This is a genomic window from Abyssisolibacter fermentans (genome assembly GCF_001559865.1).
GTDB classification, from domain to species: domain Bacteria; phylum Bacillota; class Clostridia; order Tissierellales; family MCWD3; genus Abyssisolibacter; species Abyssisolibacter fermentans.
The window spans coordinates 18,791-40,715 of the sequence record NZ_LOHE01000001.1; the positions used below are offsets into that span (position 1 = coordinate 18,791).

Annotated in this window: 5 protein-coding genes; all 5 read left to right on the forward strand. The window is 32.0% G+C overall.

Translation table 11 applies throughout. The annotated features are described in order from the left end of the window. Positions 1–508: 508 nt before the first annotated feature. The 5 genes from AYC61_RS00095 (at position 509) to AYC61_RS00115 (ending at position 21,904) form a co-directional block, all read left to right on the forward strand. Entirely contained in the window at positions 509–6,709 is a 6,201-nt protein-coding gene (locus AYC61_RS00095) for a fibronectin type III domain-containing protein (protein ID WP_066494850.1), read from the forward strand. A gap of 164 nt (positions 6,710–6,873) precedes the next feature. After that, on the forward strand, positions 6,874–10,182 hold the full coding sequence (locus AYC61_RS00100) for a fibronectin type III domain-containing protein (protein WP_066494852.1): 3,309 nt from the start codon (positions 6,874–6,876) through the stop codon (positions 10,180–10,182). A gap of 14 nt (positions 10,183–10,196) precedes the next feature. Beyond that, positions 10,197–11,075, forward strand: a complete 879-nt coding sequence (locus tag AYC61_RS00105; protein WP_066494853.1) for a hypothetical protein — start codon at positions 10,197–10,199, stop codon at positions 11,073–11,075. A 13-nt stretch (positions 11,076–11,088) separates the two neighbouring features. Then, a complete protein-coding gene (locus tag AYC61_RS00110) occupies positions 11,089–11,997 on the forward strand; it encodes a hypothetical protein (RefSeq protein ID WP_066494855.1) in 909 nt (302 codons plus the stop codon). A 25-nt stretch (positions 11,998–12,022) separates the two neighbouring features. After that, positions 12,023–21,904, forward strand: coding sequence for an RHS repeat-associated core domain-containing protein (locus AYC61_RS00115; protein WP_066494857.1), 9,882 nt, complete (start codon positions 12,023–12,025; stop codon positions 21,902–21,904). The last annotated feature ends 21 nt before the right edge of the window (positions 21,905–21,925 follow it).

A 21,925-nucleotide genomic window follows, 5' to 3' on the forward strand; every position in this document is an offset into this window, starting at 1 on the left:
TCAAAGTGATATGAATTCTAACGAGAGTTTTTTATTTTGTTAATAAAAATTAACAAAAAATGAGACTAAATTACTAAATTGTGGACAAATAAACATAATTAGTTGAATTAATATACAAGATTTGCTACAATACATATGTTTTAAGATATGTGTGTATAAAATGGAAAAATATTATTAAAAATATAATAGGGATTTAGATACACGTATATTAAAATAAATAACATTCATGGAATAAATACCACTGCCAAATAAGAAAGAAATAGGGTTAGTGGTATTTAATATGACTATTTTTAATTTATTGTGCTTAACAAGTTTTTTTGTTTATTTTCTGATGAAAATATGCACATTATATACATTGAGTATTGTAGATATACCTTTATATTAAAAAGGTGATTTTTATGTTGTAATGTTATTACTGTAAAGAGGAAAACCTTTTTAAATATAAAATAATAAATGTTACCAAGTATTTGATAGTGTAAACTCAAATAAATTGTAGGAGGTATGAGAATTGAATATAGGTAAATTATTAAAAACTAATATTTCATTAGTTTTAGTTTTTTTGTTAGTATTTACATCTATCGATTCAATGGCTTTTGCAGCATCGGATATTGATACAGTTGAAACAGAAAAAACTACTGAAATACTAGAAGTACCAGTGGATATTACGAAAGCAGAAACAGAGGAAACGGAAATAGAGTCGTTAAAAGAACCAGAAATAGAATCATTAGAAGTACCAACAAACATAAGCATTGTACCAACAGAAGACACTATTACCATAGCATGGAGTGAAGTAGATGAAGCCACAAGCTATGAAATAGAAGTAGATGGAGTAGCAACAGATAACGGAGATACAAGTTATGTACATAAAGAGCTAGAAGCTGGTACAGAACATAGCTATAGAATAAAAGCAAAAAATGAGAGTAGTGAAAGTGAGTGGAGTGATGTAGTAACACAAACGACATTAGAAACTCAAGTAATAGAGCTATTAGAAGTGCCAACAAACATAAGTATTGTAGCAACAGAAGATACTATTACAATAACATGGAGTGAAGTAGATGAAGCCACAAGCTATGAAATAGAAGTAGATGGAGAAGTAAAAGATAATGGAGCAAGTACAAGTTATGTACATAAAGAGTTAGAAGCTGGTATAGAACATAGCTATAGAATAAGAGCAAAAAATGAGAGTAGTGAAAGTGAGTGGAGTGATGTAGTAACAGAAACGACGTTAGAGATTCAAGTAATAGATCTATTAGAAGTGCCAACAAACATAAGTATTGTAGCAACAGAAGATACTATTACAATAACATGGTGTGAAGTAGATGTAGCCACAAGCTATGAAATAGAAGTAGATGGAGTAGCAACAGATAACGGAGCAGATACAAGATATATACATAAAGAACTAGAAGCTGGTACAGAGCATAGCTATAGAGTAAGAGCAAAAGATGAAAGCAGAGTAAGTGAGTGGAGTGAATTGGTAACAGAAATGACGTTATCAACACCAGTATTAGAAGAACCAGTTCAAAACACTGAAATGGAAGGATTAGGGACAGCCGAAGAACCATATATAATTCTTACAAAAGATCACTTTCTTGAAATAAACAATAATATTATAGCTTATTATGAACTGGGAAATGATATAGATTTTCTAGGTGAAGAATTGACTCCAATTAATGAATTCACAGGAACTCTAGACGGAAATGGACATTATATAAAAAACTATGTAATAAAAGGAGAAGGAAAAGACAATCAAGGACTATTTAAAAAAGCAACTGACGCAACCTTCAAGAATTTAAAACTAGATCAAGTAACAGTAACAGGAAAAGATAATGTAGGAGCATTATTAGGCTCAGGGAAAGAAGTAGTAATAGAAAATGTAAATGTTGAGGAAACGGGAAAAATAACAGGAAATGATTATGTAGGAGGACTAGTAGGAAGCTTAGAAGGAAGCATAAATCAAAGTAGTAGTAAAGTAGAAGCATCAGGAAATAACTATGTAGGAGGATTAACAGGTTATTTAAGTGGAACTGCAAGAGAGTGCTATGCAGAGGGAAAAGTAGCAGGTACTAATGAAATAGGAGGATTAATAGGAAGGATATACAATACATATACAATAGTAAAAAACAGCTATGCATTAGGAGAAGTAGAAGGTAGTGAGTTTACAGGAGGACTAGCAGGATACGTACAAGGAAATGACCAGAAAGCATACGTTACAAATTGCTATAGTGCGAGCAAAAGCAAAGTACCGCTTATAGGATATACAGCAGCTATCAAAGTAACAGAGAGTTATTATGACGGGATAGCATCTAGATATGAACCGCAGAAAAGTACAGATGTAGCCTTATTAACAAGTGACATGACACAACAAGCAAAGTTTGACTCATGGGATTTTGATACTATTTGGAATATAGAAGAAGGAACAAGTTATCCATATTTAAGAAATGTAGAAGAAAGTAATAAAGTAAGGGATGGCTTACCAACAGGAGAAGTAGCAGGAGGAAAAGGAACATTAGCAAATCCTTACCTAATAAGAACACAGGAACAATTAGATAATATAAGGTACAGCTTAGGAAGCAGTTATAAATTAGAAAACGATATAGATATGCAAAGAAAGCAGTGGATACCAATAGGAATGAAAGTACCATTCACAGGAACTCTAGACGGGAATGGATATTATATAAAGAACTATGTAATAAAAGGAGAAGGAATAGATAATCAAGGGTTATTTGGAATGGCTAACAAAGCGACGTTTAAGAATATAAATCTAGAATTAGTAACAGTGACAGGAAAAGATTACGTAGGAGCATTACTAGGTTTAGGAAAAGAAGTAATTATAGAAAATGTAGATGTTAAGGAAATTGGAAAAATTACAGGAAATGATTATGTAGGAGGGCTAGTAGGAAGCTTAGAAGGAAGCATAAATCAAAGTAGTAGTAAAGTAGATGTATCAGGAAATAACTATGTAGGAGGATTAACAGGTTATTTAAGTGGAACTGCAAGAGAGTGTTATGCAGAGGGAAAAATAGCAGGTACTAAAGAAGTAGGAGGATTAATAGGAAGGATATACAACACACATACAATAGTAGAAAACTGCTATGCATTAGGAGAAGTAGAAGGTAGTGAGTTTACAGGAGGACTAGCAGGATACGTACAAGGAAATGACCAGAAAGCATACATTACAAATTGCTATAGTGGGAGCAAAAGCAAAGTACCGCTTATAGGATATACAGCAGCTATCAAAGTAACAAATAGTTATTATGACGGGATAGCATCTAGATATGAACCGCAAAAAAGTACAGATATAGCCTTATTAACAAGTGACATGACACAACAAGCAAAATTTGACTCATGGGATTTTGATACTATTTGGAATATAGAAGAAGGAGGAAGCTATCCATACTTGAGAAATGTAAAAGAAAGCAGTAAAGTAAGGGATGGCTTACCAACAGGAGAAGTAGCAGGAGGAAAAGGAACATTAGCAAATCCTTACCTAATAAGAACACAGGAACAATTAGATAATATAAGGTACAGCTTAGGAAGCAGTTATAAATTAGAAAACGATATAGACATGCAAAGAAATCAGTGGATACCAATAGGAATGAAAGTACCATTCACAGGAACTATAGACGGAAATGGATATTATATAAAGAACTATGTAATACAAGGAGAAGGAATAGACAATCAAGGATTATTTAGCCAAGCAACTAATGCAGTTTTTAAGGATTTAAAGCTAGATCAAGTAACAGTAACAGGAAATGATAATGTAGGAGCATTATTAGGCTCAGGAAAAGATGTAATAATAAAATATGTAAATATTGATGAAATGGGAAAAATAACAGGAAATGATAGCGTAGGAGGACTAGTAGGGAGCTTAGAAGGAAGTATAAGTCAAAGTAGTAGTAAAGTAGAAGTAGCAGGATATAACTATATAGGAGGATTACTAGGATATCTAAGTGGAACTGTAAGAGAGTGCTATGCAGAAGGAAAAGTAGTAGGTAATAAACAATTAGGAGGTTTAATAGGAAGGATATACAAGACACAGACATTAGTAGAAAACAGCTATGCATTAGGAGAAGTAGAAGGGAAAAATTTCGCAGGAGGACTCGTAGGATACGTACATGGATACATGAACGATGATCAGAATAAAGACAAAGAACAAGAAGCAGACATAAAAAAAGTCAAAGAAAATCATAATGACAAAAATTCTAAAGTAAAAGAGTATAGAGTTAATATTATTAATTGTTATAGTGGGAGTAAAAGCAATGTACCGCTTATAGGACATATAGTGACTAGTAAAGTAACAAATAGTTATTTTGACTTTACTTTATCAGGCATCAAAAAGCCAGAGGAGCAAGCCAAGACAACTCAAGAGATGATGCAGAAGTTAACATTTATAGATTGGGATTTTGTAGATACATGGAAAATTAAAGAAGGAGAGTCCTATCCAACATTAAAATTAATACCTATACCTAGAAATATTAGGGCAGAAGATAGAACAACTAACTCCATAAAAATGAAGTGGGATGCAGTAGAAGCAGTAGTAGGTTATGAAATAGAGGTGGACTCAGTAGTAATAGATAATGGGACAAGTACAACATATAATCATACAGGCTTAAATCCGTCAGAAGAACATATATACAAAGTTAGAGCAAAAGAGGGAAGCTGGAGTGAAGAGGTTCATGAATGGACTTTGCCAGTGGCACCTCAAAATATAAATATGGAGGTTACTCCTACAAAAATAACTATTAACTGGGATCCTGTCAAAGGAGCAACAGGATACGACGTTGAGGTACAAGGAAAGGCAGTAGATAACGGTAAAAGAACAACCTATATCAATACAGAAATTATTCCTAATATGCAATATGTTTTTAGAGTTAGAGCTAAAAATGAAGGTGGCTTTAGTAAATGGAGTGAGTTTTTATCATTAGTTACAATTACAGATATACCAAATAACCTAAGTTCTGAAAATGAAGATACAATAATAAAACTAAACTGGAATGCAGTTGCAGGAGCAGATAGCTACGAAATAGAGATAGACTCAAATGAGATAAAAGAAAGTGCTACTAATTCATATACACATGAAAACTTAACTCCAAGCACTGAACACAGCTATAGAGTAAGGTCGATAAGCAGTGTAGGAGCAAGCGAGTGGAGTCAATTGTATAAAGCTAAAACTAGACCTTTGATACCTCAAAACCTACAGGCAGTAGCAAGTAATAAAAGTATACAATTGTCTTGGGATGAATCAGTAGGAAGTACAGCTTATGAAATAGAGGTGGACGGAGAAATAATAAATACAGGTAGTAGTGCAGAGTACTGTCATAATGATTTACAGCCAAATAGTGAACATACTTATAGAGTAAGAGGTAAAAATGGTGACAGTATTAGTAGATGGAGTGAACTAATCATAGAAAAAACTTTACTTGATGACAATATTAGTCTTACTTATACAAGTACAAGTACCGAGATTGTTGTAAAATGGAACTCTATAATAGGAGCTAAAAGCTATGATATTGAGGTTGATGGTGTAGTAATTCCAAATGCTTTAAACACCCAATATACACATAATAGCTTAGAGCCAAATACAGAGCATAGTTATAGAGTTAGAGCTTGGAATGATGTAGTACCGGGAGAGTGGAGTGAGTTAATAACAGTATCTACTAAGCTAGGAATACCACAAAATATTAAAATTTATTTAGAGAACAGTGCAATTAAGCTAACTTGGGACATAGTTGAAGGTTCAAGTGGCTATGATGTAATGGTTGATGGAAATATCCTTGATATAGGTAATAAAACTGAATATATACATGAAAATCTAGAACCTAACAGCTATCATGTCTATAGAATAAGAGCAAAAAGCGGAAGCTTTTTAGGAGAGTGGAGCGAAGGCGTTACAGCATCTACTTCATTAGGTATTCCATATGGACTTAGATATAAAGCAACTAGCGACAAGATAATAATAAACTGGGAAAATGTGAGGGGAGCAGATGGTTATGATATAAAAGTTGACGGTGATGTAATTAATGTTGGAGATCACCTTAGATATGTGCATGATAATTTAAAGCCTAGTACCACTCACAAATATAGAGTAAGGGCTAAAAATGGTAGTTCAGTAGGTGATTGGAGTAAACTGATAACATGCACAACTGCACCACCTGTACCAACTAATTTGCAAGCCACAGCTACAATAAATGAAATAACTTTGACATGGGATGGATGCGAAGGAGATGAATACTACGAGGTTATAGCTGACGGTGTAGTAATATCGGATATAGAAGATGGAATTTTTATCCATAAAGGATTAAAGGCTAACACGTGGCATTCATATAAAGTAAGAGCAGTTAATGACGGTGGAGTGAGTGAATGGAGTGAAGAATTAAGCAAAAATACTAATCCTGAAATACAGGTAAACCCTGGAAAAGATAATTTGTTTAACTTCGTTGTGGTAGCTCCTGCTAAGAAAAATGTAGAATTTAGACGTATAGTAGTAACATATAACCCTGATGAATTAGAAGTAGTTGATTTATGTGCAATAACACCTGAGTTAAATAAAGAAGCGGGAGTAATAGAAGGAACTAACATAAAGGTTGCGTCTTGTGAAAACGGAGTAATAGAATACATTGTTAAAAATAATAATAAAACCATTGTAAACAGCTTGAAATTCATATCTAAGGTTAATAAGCTTTCAAGGATTGTTTATAGTGTAGATTAAGGGTAGTCTTAAATGGCAAATTTCTTCGTTATTGAAATATTTCCCGACTAATCACGTACTTAAAGTACGCTCATATCCGTGAAAATTTCAATGCCTTGAACTTTACTCATTTTGAAACAACCCTAATGGGGCTAGCCCCTAATTAAGGACAAAGGAGAAATATGATGAATAAACTAAAATTTTCATTGGTATTTTTACTAATAGTATGTATATTGCTAACGCCAATAATAGCACCAACGCAAGTTTTTGCTAAAAGTAGAATTGATATAGTTTTTATAATAGACCGCTCAGGAAGTATGGGTAATGATATTCGCGATGTAAGAAATGAAATAAAGAATTTTACAGATAAACTATCAAGGCAGGGTCTTGCATATAGATTAGGTCTTATATCGTATGAATATTCTCCACGTACCTATAGTTTGACAAGTAGCGTTGACGTTTTTAAGCAAAATCTTTCGAATATTAATGTATCTGGAGGAACAGAGAACGGATTAGATGCAATTATGGAAGCATTAAACACATATACATTTTATGATAATGCCATAAAGTACTTTGTGCTTATAGGTGATGAAACTGTAACAAGTAGAAAAGGATACTCGAACCAAGAAGTTATAAATGAATTAAAGAGAAATGATGTTATCCTTACAGCGGTAGGAGATAGTAGTGTTAGAAGTCAATTTAGAAATTTATCATCATCAACAGGAGGATTATATCTAAGCTTAGGTAGTAACTTTAGTACTAATCTTGAAAAGATTTTTGATCAAATTCAAGCTATTCCTATACTGGATGTAACAAATCCAAGGAATGGACAAATGGTAAGTGATCTAGGAGGGTTGTTCATACCTACAGTCAAGGTATCAGATCCTGATAGTGATACATTAACCCTTAAATATTATATTGATAATAGCAGTCAGCCAAGAGATACAAAAATAATAACAAATACTCAAACACAGCATGTAGTTACATTTGATGCTTTGAATTTATCCAGTATTGGAGAAGGCAAGCATACTCTTAAATTTACAGCAGATGATGGAAGTGATGTAGTTCAAGAGATAATCAATATTACTGTAGATATTGTTTCTCCAAATATAGATAGTTTTAATGTAGTACCTCAGGCAGGTTCGATAATCGTAAGCGGTTCAGCAACAGATACTGCATCAGGTCTGCACGGCACTCCGTACAGATATACAGTAGGAGATAAAATTTCTTCATGGATAAGTAGCAGTACATACAATTGTACAGGACTTACTCCTAATAGTTTATACAATGTAAAGCTTGAGGTTAGAGATAGAGTAGGACATATTTCAGATAAACACCAAAATATATATACTAAAGTTCAAAAACCTAACATAATACTTAACAATGCCACAGAAGAATCAATAACATTTTCAATACAGGATAATAATCCATTATCAACAGAGTACCAAATCAAAATAGGAAACCAATATCTTGATCAATCAGGCAGCTTAACAGCAACAGCTAATTGGATTATTTTATCAGAGAAAATGTTAGAAATAAATGGTTTAAGTAGTAATACTAAATACGGCATAATAGCAACGGCTAAAAATCATGACGGATTACAAGAAATAAGCAATACATTTAATGCTATGACATTGGCACAGCCTCCATTTATTGAGGTCAATAATGAAAGAAAATCAATAGAGTTATCATGGAATCCAGTTCCATATGCATTAGGATACGATATAGAAGTAGATGGAGCGGTAGTTGAAAATGGCACTTTTACAAACTATACTCATAGCGGACTAGATCGCGACACTTTTCATACATATAGAATAAGAGTCAGAAATAGTGGAGGTACAGGAAGATGGAGTAGAATCTATGAAGAATACACTCTCCCATTTCCACCAACAACACCACAAAATATAAAAACTGTTTTATCACAAGAAGAGATAGAAATAAGCTGGGACTCAAGTCTAAGGGTAGAAAATTATGAACTAGAGGTAGATGGTAGCATAGTAAATAACGGTTGTGAAACAACATATATTCATGAAGATTTAGAGCCTGACAGTGAACACAAATATAGAGTCAGAGCAGTAAATAGAGGAGGAGAAAGTGAATGGTCAGAGCTATTAACCGTCGCTAGTCTTCCATATCCTCCAGAAACACCAACTAATATAATAGTCAATAAAACAAAAAATTCCATAACATTAAACTGGGATGAGATGGAAAGAGCAGAGGCATATGAACTAGAGGTTGACGGTTTCATAATAGATAACGGTAAAGAAACTGTTTATGTACATGAGAATTTAGAACCATTATCAGGGCACAGATATAGAATAAGAGCAAAAAACAGGGGCGGAAAGAGTGCATGGACTAGTCAATTAGACATTACCACTCATCCTGAAAAGCCTGATATCCCGGTAAATATAATGGCAACATCAGATGAAACAAGTATTTCAGTTACATGGTACAAGCCACCTCATACAGAGTCATATGACTTAGAAATTGATGGTAGAGTAGTTACAGATATAAAAGAAACTCTATATAAACACTCAGGGCTGACACCTGATACAAAGCATGTGTACAGAGTTAGAGCTAAAAATGTTAGTGGCATGAGTGATTGGAGCAGTCCAGTTACAATGTTTACATTGCCTAAGATAGAAGAAGGAGAGGAAAACTTTGCACTGGCAAATGTAATAGCAGTAGTGACAAACGAAGATATAACATTATCTTGGGATGCAGTTGCTGCCAATGCAAGCTATAAGATAGAGGTAGACGGAGAAATCAAGGACAATGGTGAGGAGACTGTATTTATCCACAGTGGCTTAGAAGCAAATACATTCCACAGCTACAAAATAAAAGTTGTAAAAGAAGATGGTAAAGAAAATTGGTGTGGAGTTTTGACACTATCAACATTACCAAATATTCCAGATGCACCACATAGCTTGACAGGTATACCAACACATAACTCAATAGAGCTTAGATGGGAAAGAATAGACGGAGGAAGTGGATATGACCTTGAGCTTGATGGAGAAACAATAAGTATTAACGATATAAATCAACTAAACTATATCCATGACAATCTAGAGCCGGGAACATCCCATACTTATAGACTAAGAGCAAAGAATATAACAGGAGTAACAGCATGGAGCAGTGCATTAGTGTTAAATACAACAAATCCAATGTACACAATAAATGCCAATGAAGGTATGGAATTTGATTTATCGCTACTAGCAAACAATGTTCAGGACTTTACAGAGCTTAAATTTGTGGTTACATATAACCCTGAGGAGCTTGAAATAATAGACCTTAACAAATATGCAGCAAATAAAAATATTACAAGTGGCAAAATAGAAGGAACTAACATGAATGTACAGCTTTCAAGCGGTAAAATAGAAATCACAGTAGATGAATCACTAGTACCCGGAACATCATGGTCTGGAGAGATAACAGATATTCTTTTTAAGGCTAAGGTAAGCGGAAATATAAACATAAACTTTATTGTTGAATAAAAAGAGGTGAGTAAATGAAGAAAGTAAAATTTGGAAGCATACTGATAGTTTTGGCGCTAGTTGTAGCAATGGTAGGAGATATGTTTTTTGTAAACATGCCTAAAATTGAAGCAAAAGATAATGAAATTGTCATATCAGAAGATGACAAACAAAAAGCAGCTGAAATATCAAATATCACAGGAGCAGATATAAAAGAAATATTAAGTCTTAGAGAAAAAGGAATGAGTTTTAATGAAATAATAAATGAGCTAAAGGAAAACAGCGAAGATTATTTAGTAAAAGATGAGAAAAAAGATGGTTTAGATAAAAATAACAAACTTGCAGAAATGGGATTTGCAGAAAACGAGATAACAGAGGCGAGAATGCTGATAGAAAGAGTTCAGTTTCAGCTTCAAGAAATAATAGGCTTTGATGTAGAAGATGAAATATCTAAAGATGATTATCAAAGAATATTAAAAGGACTTGAGGATAGCGATAGTGTCATATATTACACACTTATGCTAAAAAAAGAATTAAAAAGCTTAGATACTGCGCTAAATGAGTACATTTGTGCAGTCCAGCTTGGGCTTGATATAGATACATATTTTACTGATAAAGAGAAGTATGAAGATAGTAAAAATGAAAAGATGGTGTTATTAGGAAGAGAAAAAATCATAACAATTATGAATATTGAGGATAAGATGTTAAAAGCACTTCAAAATAAAGCAAATTTAGAGAACAAGGAAGAACAAGATGCAAACTTTATACCTGAAATAGGTAGTAAAACAAGTGAAAGTGAAAACATTCATGAGAAACCTATGATAGAGTTACCGTCAGTAAAACCACCAAATCCTCAAGAAGGGCTCATTAAAGAATTAAAAGATATAAATCCTAATGATGATTTGGGAAACTAAAGGAGTGATATGAATGAAGAAGAATAAATTAATAATTATAACAGCCTTGGTTTTAGTAATAGTAATGGTTCAAGGAGTTATTTCATATTCTATGACAGGAGATAAAGTATCTGAAATCAATGAACAATTAAGTCAAGAAGAAGAGCAATTAATTAATGAAGAAGAACAATTGCTTGAAGACGATAAAGCAATTGAAAACATAAGCGTAGATGTACTTACATTACAAGATATAGTTATAAAACAGGAAGTTCTTGATATGATAAAAAAATCAGATGAGGCAAATTATGATAAAAACATAGCTAACTACAAAAACACTCTCGTAGAGCTTAATGTTCAAAAGAGTTTTAAAGAAGAAATAGAAAGACTGGTATTATCTGGATACAACCTAAAAGATGTTCTTGTAGCATATGAGTTTTTAAATATTAATTTTGGCAAGAAAAGTGAGCTTCAAGGCTTTGTAGCAAGAAAACAACAAGGAAAGAGTTTTACAGAAATTTTTAGTGACTACAATTCGCTTACAGAGTTTACTCCAAGATCATTTGAACCTGAGTATCTCGAAAGGTTGATGACAGAGCCTAATATTGATACAGATGACATAATGATTGCTGACATAATAGCAGATAAATTAAACAAAGAATTTGATGAAGTAATAAGCTACAAATTAGACGGATTACTTTGGAAGCATGTAAATGAAAAACTTGAAATTCTAAGCAGTGCACAGAATCTTCCAAGAATAATGGTTAATAATGACGAAATAGAAGAATATAAAGAACAATATGGATTATCAGAGGATAAAATAGTAGATGCCTTTGTAATAGCTGCAAATTTAAAAAAGAATGTTATAGAAATATTACCAAAATTCAGAGCAGGATACAGCAGAGAACAGATCTTTGCAGAATTTTTACAGAATAAATATAATTAGATAGCCAAAAAAGGAGGCACTAGAGATGAAGGAAAAACTAAAAAAGCTGATAATCCTTCTATCATGCATATTTATATTTATGCCTTTTACAATAGCATATGCAGATACAATAGAAGAACAGCTTAACAATTTAGTAGGACCTAAAAAGCAATATAATACAATGTTATCACCTGTATACCTTAGAAATAACTATACAGAAGAATATATAAATCCAAGAAGTGGAGAACTAACGATATCCCAAACTGATTATGTACTGCCTGGCAGAAACGGATTAGATGTAGAAATAAAAAGAATATACAAAAGCGGAGTATCAAACGTAAAAGAAATGAAAGTAAAGTATGTAAACGGTGCTTGGGTTGACTATGTTCATTCAGATGCTAAGACATCTTCCTTCTATGAAGACAGATATAACATAGGAATAGGAACGAGATTTTCATTTCCACAGATGGAAGTAAGAAAAAGCGAAGATAGCAGTGAGCATATATTTATTCACACAGAAGGTGGAGATACATACAGACTTTTACGACCTGTTATAATGGACGGCATAAAAACATATAAATTAGAAGGTCAAACAACTAAAGAAGTATTTGTAAGAGAATCAGACCAGTTTTCAAATGGACAAGTTGACGGAAAATCAAAATATGTAATGATTAAAAAAGATGGAAAGAAAACATATTTTGCAGCAGATGGAAGACTCTTAGGTATAGTAGACCGCTATGGAAATACAATAAAATTTGAGTATACAACATTGAATTACAGCATATACAGCACAAATATAACTAAAAAGCTGATGTCAAAAATAACAGACACAGTAGGAAGAGTTATAACAATAGAGTACAAAGAAGATCACAGCTATAGAGTAGCAAAGAAAACTAACACAAAATACTCTAAAGATGAAAGCTATAAAACATCAAATGATCCAGATACTCAAAATTCAGGAGACTTAAAAGGAAAATATCAGGTAATAATAAAACTCCCTGACAATAAACAAATAGTTTACGACAAATCAGCAGCATTAGTAAGCGATTCAAAAGCAGTTATAAGGACAAGACTTCAAAGAGTATATGATACAGACGGAAAGCCTAAATATCATTTTTGGTATGAACAGCCAGCATTAGGTTTTACATATACAAACGGAAGTAGTTATTCAGTATATAACAGATATGAAAATTTAACACAAATAGATAATTTTAGAACAAACAAAATAAGCAGATACACCTATAATACATATACACAAAGACTAAACAAAGGAAGTATGCAGTACAGAAAAATATTCTCTAAAAGTGAATTAATCAAAAAAGACTATGATATAGCAAAAGATAAATTCATAGACAGATTCATAACAGAGGACAAAAATCACATTAACTATACCTATGTAAACGAAGCAGACGGATATGGAGTAAAAGAGTATAAACCATATGACGAAAATTATTTAAAAGGTTATAAGTATTATACTAACACCACTGATAAAAGTGGAAACAAAGTAAAATATACATATGACGGCTTACATCAGCTTATAAACTCTCTAAATACAGGAACTAACCATAAAGAGGTAATTACAACAGAGCATGATGAAATGAAGCTCATAAAGAAAAAAGAAAGAGTCATATATGATGTTCAATATGGTAAAGAGACAGGTAAGTTTGTTAAAAAGATAGAAAATTACAGATATGATGAGTTTGGAAATCTTATCAATTACACAGGTTATGACGCAAATAGAGATGATAAAGGGTATCCTATAGACGACGAACGTACAGTAATATATAACTATGCTTACGATAAATATCATATCCTTACATCAAAGACATGGAAAAAAGATAAAGATACAACATGTCAAATAAACTATGATGTAGACAATCTTGGAAATGTCATAAAAGAAACAAAATATAATACAGATGACAAAAACAAATGGATTGTCACAAATTATAATTATGACAGCTTTGGAAATATAATCAAAGAAGAATTAACAGACGGGTTAGGAAGCTTTATAACAAACTATGAATACGGCATAGATGCAAATGGAATAAATCATAAAGGAGCATACCTAACAAGAATATATAAAACAGTAGATACACAGCTACAAGAGAAAAAATACGCATATGATTTTAATACAGGTATAAAAACATCTGAAATAGATGAAAACGGAAACAAAAAATCATATGAGTATGATGACCTCTATAGATTAAAAAAGACTATGCATCCAGATGAAACAACAGAAGAATATACTTATATAGACAGTGGATACAATAATTTAAAAATAAACTACAAAGATCAAGGAGAAGCATTATATTTATTTGAATATGATATACTTGGATATTTGCTAAATCTCAGCTATAATGACAACAACCAATGGGTAAGGCTAGAATCCTACGAATATGACTGTAACTCAAATAAAATGAAAGAAGTAGATTCAAACGGACACAGCACTAGATACAAATATAACAGCAGTTACAAACTAGTAGAAAAATCATATTATGAAAATGACACAATACTAAAAGGCACAATGAGATTGAGCTATAAAACAGCAGTAGATGAAGACACAGCCTTACTAGCAGAAATAACAGACGAAGAAGGATATATAAAGAGATTTTATTATAACAAAGACAATAAGCTTCTAAAAACAGAAATATCACCAGATAACATAACATTCTATACGTCAAAAAAATACTATGACTATGTAGGCAATAAAGTCCGTGACATTGATTATAGAGGAAAAGAAACAAATTATATATATGACGATATAGGAAGATTAACAAAGATAATAGATCCATTAAACAATGAAACAGAATATATTTATAACTCAATAAATAATGTATCAAAAATAAAAGAACCAAATAAAAAGACAACAGACAAAATATATGATCAAGCAGGCAGATTAATTGAAGAAAGAAGATATCTTATTGGTGAAGAGAACTACACCTATACAAGCTACAGCTATGACAAAGCAGGTAATATGGCAAGTGAAGAAAGAGGAACATGTAAAAACGGTGTAAAACAAGCTTCATCAAAAATAGAACTAGTCTACAACAACATGAATAGAGTAGTAGATGAATACATTTGGTTAGAAGATGACAAAAAAACACATACCACATATTCCTATGATTTACTGGGAAATATGACACAAAAAACAACATATACAGATAAAGATGAACATAAATGCATACAAAATGATTATGTATATACAAAAAATGGACAACTTATCGAGGAAGAAACAGTATACAAAGTAGGAAACATAGAAGATCAAGAGATGGGTAAAGTGTTGATAAAATACCAAAAGGACTATCAAGGAAACTTGTTAAAACAAGAAATTCTAAATAATAATACCTTCGAGACGTATACCTATCAATATGACAATAGAAACAATATCATAAAGAAAATAGAACCATTTAAAGGAGAAGTTAAAAAGATAACAGAAATAACCTACGATAAACGCAATAACCCATTAGTCAGTACACAAATTATTAATGGAGCAAAATGTACAAATAGCTTTACCTATGATGGATTAAACAGACTAACAGCACAGACGGATGCATTAGGAAATACGACAAGATACTTATATGACAAATGTAATAATTTAATCAAAGAAGTTGATGCAAGATATTCAAATATGAGTATAGAATCAGCACCAGGTAGAAAATTTGAATATGATATGGATAACAGAAGAACTAAAGTAATATCATATAATGGATATAAAGACAGCATAATAGAGTATAATTTATACGACGGCAGAGGCAATCTCTTATTGCAGGCAGATGAGCTTGGATATAACAGTGAAAGTCCAGAGCTTTCAATAGGAAATAAATATGAATATGATGCAGATAACAGAGTAGTTAAATTCACATCAGCAGATGTAGTATATCAAGGAATCATAGAAGGAGTAGACAGACATTCAATCAAATATGAATATAATGGAGACGGACAAGTAATATCACAAGAAGACGCATATGGAAATAAAGTAGAAACAACATACTACGGAAATGGAAACGTAAAATCAGTAAAATATCCAAACGGCTATACAGAGAATTTTAGATATGATAATATCGGTAAATTCTATATGCAGAAGAAAACATCAGATGGATTAGAAATAACAACATATAATAATATTTATGGAAAGCCTATTAGAGTGGTATATCCAGATGAAACAGAAGCTCACTATGGATATACAAACAAAGGTGAAATCACAAAGAGTATAGATCAAGAAGGCAATGAGGCTTTATTTGAATATGATGAAGCTTCAAATGTGATAAGCAAAAAAGAATATATAAAAGAAGATGAAAGCTACAAATACTATAGATTGACAAAAACATCATACAATGAAACAAATAGTCCATTAAGTACAGAGACATTTAGCTTAAAAGAAGCTAAAGTACCAACACTTAGTAATATAGAAGAACCAATAGGTAATAAAAATTACTACGAATATGATAAAGCAAACAACCTAATAAAAGTAACAGGAGCAAATGGTGAAGAAACAATAAGAGAATATGATGCTAATAATAATCTAATAACAGAAAAGAGAAAAATAAGTGAAGGAGAGTACAATGTAAACAGGTATGAGTATGACCATTTATTAAATTTAGCAGTAAGCTCAGTATTAGTAAAAACATCAGATGTAGATATAAAATCACTGACAAACCCTGTTTATGACAATGAATATTCAGACAAAATATTAGCAAGCACAAAATATTCATATTATACAAACGGTAAAGTAAAAACCATGGAAGATTCAAGAGGAAATATAACCAAATATGAATATAACCATGATGGGAAAATAAAAAAATTAATATCACCAAAAGGATACACAGTAAAATACAAATATGATTTAAGAGGTAACGTAAAAGAGCAAACAGATGCAAGAGGAAATAAAGTTCAGTATGAATATGACGAAATGAACAAGCTTACACATAAAAAACAGCCATACAAAGATTCTGAGCAATCAATAACAAGATATGTGTATGATAAGAGAGGTAACATAAAAAAACAGATAAATCCAGAGCAGTATGAAGAAAATGTTGATATAGACACGATGCTTGGAACAAGCTACGTTTATGACAATATGAACAGAGTTATAGAAAAAATATCACCAGAAGGTGAAACACTAAGTTATATCCAGTACACAAAAAAAGGTAACCCAAAGAAAGTAGTAGATGGAATAAGATATCAAAGCAATATAGAAGACTCAAAGGGTACAAGCTATGATTATGATGGACTTGGCAGAGTAATAAAAGTAACAAATCCATTAGGAGACAGCAAAGCATATAAATACAACCTACTAGACAATATCATAGAAGAAACAAACGAAAAAGGTCTAGTAACAAAATTTGAATATGATACAGTAGGTAATTTAACAAAAATAGAATTTTCAGATGGAAGTAAAGTTAAATATGAATATGATTTAGCAAACAGAAAAATAAAAGAAGAAGATCAGCTAGCAAATGTAACAAGCTTTGAGTACAATGGATTTAACAAAAAAAGAAAAGATATAGATACATATTTAAATACACAAGAATATAAGTACGACTTAGCAGGAAATCTAACAGTATTAGAAGACAAAAGAGGAAACAAAACAGAATTTAAATATGATGAAAACAACAAAATATTAGAAAAGAGACAGCCTGCATATGAGGATGGTAGTGGAAACATAGTATATATACTTAGTAGCTATACCTATGACGAAAATGGAAATCTAACAAAAGAAAGCATATCAGATACAAAAGGACTAGCTTCAAAAAGAGAAACAATGTATCAGTACTATGAAAACAATAAGCTAAAAATGAAAAGACACAGCAACGGTTCATTCCAAAAGCTGTACTATGACAAAAACGGTAACATAGTCAAAAAAGAAACATCAAGAGACAGCGAGAACAATGATATAGAAAAGTTTGAATATGACCTACAAAACAGATTGATAAAATCAATAAAACTAATAGACAAAACATCAATAGCAGAAGATGAAGAATTAATAAATGGTTTAATAGATTTAGAATATCAAGACAAGCTGCAAGTGATAACAGGCTATGAATATGACATACTAGGAAATAAGACAAGAGAAATAAGACCAAAAGCATATCAGCTAGGCTTAGACAGCATAAAAGCAAAAGATTATATAACAGACTTTAACTATGACATATTTAACAGACTAACAGAAATAACAAGAAGCTATGAACAAGTAGAATACACAATAAAATACAGCTATGACAAGCTAGGAAACAAAATATCAGAGGTAAACGAAAAAGGAAGTCGGGCAACATTTGACTATGATAGCTTAAACAGAATAAAAACAGTGACAGACGCAAAAGGTTTTGCATTTACTTACACCTATGACGAAGCAGGAAACAAGTTGACAGAGACAAACGCAAAAGGAGATACAATCACATACAGCTATGACAAGTTAGGCAGAGTAAAAACAATAAAAGACCCATATAGCAAAGTCATAACAGAAAATGTATATGATGAAAACGGAAATCTAATAGAAAGAAAAGATGCCAAAGGCTACAAAACAAGCTATAAATATGATATGGCAAACAGGCAGATAGAAGCTACAGATCCAAATTCAGCAGACGAAGGAAAAGTAACATTAAAGATTAAATACAACATATTTGGAGAAAAAATAAGCGAGGAAGATGCACTAGGAAATATAACAGAGTATGAATATGATTCCATAGGAAGACTAATAGGAGTAACAGATGCACTAGGTATAAAAACAAGCTACAGCTATGACAGAGCAGGAAACAAACTAACACAAACAAATGGAAAAGGAAAGACAAGAAAATACAGCTACAGCTCATTTGGAATATTGAAAAGCTTAGAAGATGCAGAAGGAAAAATAGTAACATACACATATGATATAACAGGAAACACAGCACAAGTAATAGACAAAGTAGGAAATAATACAAAATACCAGTACAACTCTCAAGGACAGCTAATAGAAAAGAAAGTATTAGAGACAGGAGATTCAGTACAGTATGAGTATGATGTACTAGGTAACAAAATAAAAATGATAGACGAAACAGGAGAAACAACATATAGCTATGATGTACTTTCTAGGTTAGAGTCAATAACAAAAGACGGGCAAGGTTATATAGCCTACAGCTATGACGAAGTAGGAAACATAGAAGAAATAACAGACAAGCTTGGGAATCGCGCGTGCTACACATATGACAAATCAAATAGAATGAAAACCGTTACATCTGGCTCAAGTAGAGCAGAATATGAGTATGATGAAAACGGAAATAGAAGCAGGGTAACATATGTTGGAAATATAACAGAAGAATACAGCTATGACAAAAACAATAACCTAATAGACTTAACAAACAAAGTAGGAAGCACAGAAATATCACACTACAGCTACACATATGACTTAGCAGGAAGACAAACAAGCAAAACAGACAGCTTTGGAACAACAAGCTACAGCTATGACAAGGCAGGAAGAATAAAAGAAGTAAAAGCACCAGGAAAAACAACAAGCTATAGCTATGATAAAGCAGGTAACAGAAGAAGTCAGAGAGAAGAATATACATCAGAGCAGCCAAGTGGATACAAACTGATAAAAACAGGAGAAGACGTAACATACGTAGTAAAAGAAAGCCAATATGTATATTCATCATCAGACAAGCTGTTAAAATTAGTAGAAAAAATGTATAATAAAGAAGGAGAAGAAATCCTTAAAAAATCAGTAGAATATATATATGATGCAAACGGAAATGAAATAAGACAAAAAGCAGACTATATACATCCACATGACATGACAATGATACAAAGCACCAAAGGAAACACACACGGAAAAGGAATAACAGAGGAAATAAGTACATTAATAGAAAGAGAAGAAAAATACTATGATGGCTTTAACAGACTAGTAAAAGTAGATAAAATAACTAGTGGAATAAGAAACATAGTAACCTACAGATACAACGGAGACGGACAAAGAACAACAAAACAAGAGCAAAGCTCAAAAGACGGATATGTAACAAAAACAACGAATTACTATTACGACAGACAGCACGTAATACTAGAAACAGGAACAGAGACAGTAAGCTATGTAAGAGGAATAAACTATATATCAAGAAAAAGCAGCATAGGATTAAGCTACTATTTCTACAACGGACATGGAGACGTAGTTCAAACAGTATCAGAAAATGGAGAAGTTAGAAACCAATATGATTACGACATATTTGGAAATCCATTATTAACAATAGAAGAAGAAAAGAATGAAATAAGATACTCAGGAGAATACTACGACGAAAGCACAGGCTTATACTACCTAAGAGCAAGATATTACAATCCATACACAGGAAGGTTTATATCAGAAGACAGCTATTGGGGAGAGGATAGTAATCCGCTTAGTTTGAATTTGTACGTATACTGCTACAATGATCCAGTAAGATTTGTGGATCCTACGGGACATTGGGGTGGAAAAGCAGGAGAATATGATGATAGAAAACTTTCAAGATCAGAACAAAAGAAAATAAAACGGCTAACAGATGCATATTTTTCAACAAAAGATGATGAAGAACGTAAAAGGATACATGAAAAAGCAAATAAAATAAGAGAAGAAGCAAAACTAAAAGCTGATTGGAGTAGAGTAAGAAGAAGAGAAAGAAGACGAAAAAGTACAAATCATAAAGAAAGATTTAATACAGATCATGATTCAAGTTCAGATAGTTTTTCAAATGCAGCGGAGAGATATTTAGATGATAATAAATATTTTACAGATACTACTTGGCAAACTTTAAGTGAGCATCATAATAGGCGAGGTTATGGTTATAGAGTAATAAAAAGAAATGAAAATGACACAACACAAGAAACAGTAGATGCAGTAGTAAATGAAATAGATGCCAATATAGAGCGTTCTGATTATCTACTGGGAACAAAAGACTACAATGAAGATATAGAAATACTTCATAAAGAAATACTTGATGATAGCAAAGATAGAGATTTTGCTTACAAAATTACTATTGAACATATGGATGAAGATAAATATAAATATAGTCAGGAATTACAATATAGTTTAAAAAACAGAAAAAGTTTTAATTCACATTATACTAAAATCGTTGATACATGGGATGAAGAAATACTGCAAAAACTAGGCATAGATGATACGTTCTCAAAAGATTTCAAGCATAAAATGATAAATCATTATAAAGAAACAGGTAAGGGAATAGAAGAATTTTTTAGCCAGATACAATCACCAGAAGAACAAGATGCTAATATTTTGTCATCTAGAGATTTGATGTCAGTAAGATCTTTAAAAGCTACATATGCTGTATATGCACAACAAAATGATGGAGCTAGTAGAGATAAAATGTATGCTATATTGAGAGCTATAGATATTATAAGAAGTAAAAAAGAATATAGAGGAAAGTATGATTTGCAAAACGAATATGGTGATTATATAAGTATGTATTGTTATCATAATAAAAAGATTTGGTCAAAAATTCATATAGCTGATGGAGATCCAGCTAGAGATTCAGCAATTGTTAATACAGGAACGACATTATTAAGTTTAGCACCACCTCCATATAGTATTGTAGGATACGCACTTTCTGTTGGTGTTCATGATGAATTTACTTCATCAACTGCAGTTGATGGAGGATTGACAATGGCTGGATTAATGAATGGTATAGAAGGAATGTTTTTTACAGGAATAGGTTTTGTAAAATCTGGCTTTGGTGCATATAGAGAGTATCAAGATTTAAAAGGTTTTACTAATATGTATGTAACAGTACAACAGTCTAGTATTTTTGAGACTCATAGTTTTCAATTTAATCCAGATAAATTTCTTGTTAAAGTTGGACAAATTGATAGGGTGGATTTTCCTATTCCAGCTGAATTTAGTTCTTATGATAAAAATTATCCAACACCAGATATAAAATTAGTTTCAGGAGAAAAATATTGGTTTAATCAGTAAATGATTTAAAATTTATTGGAG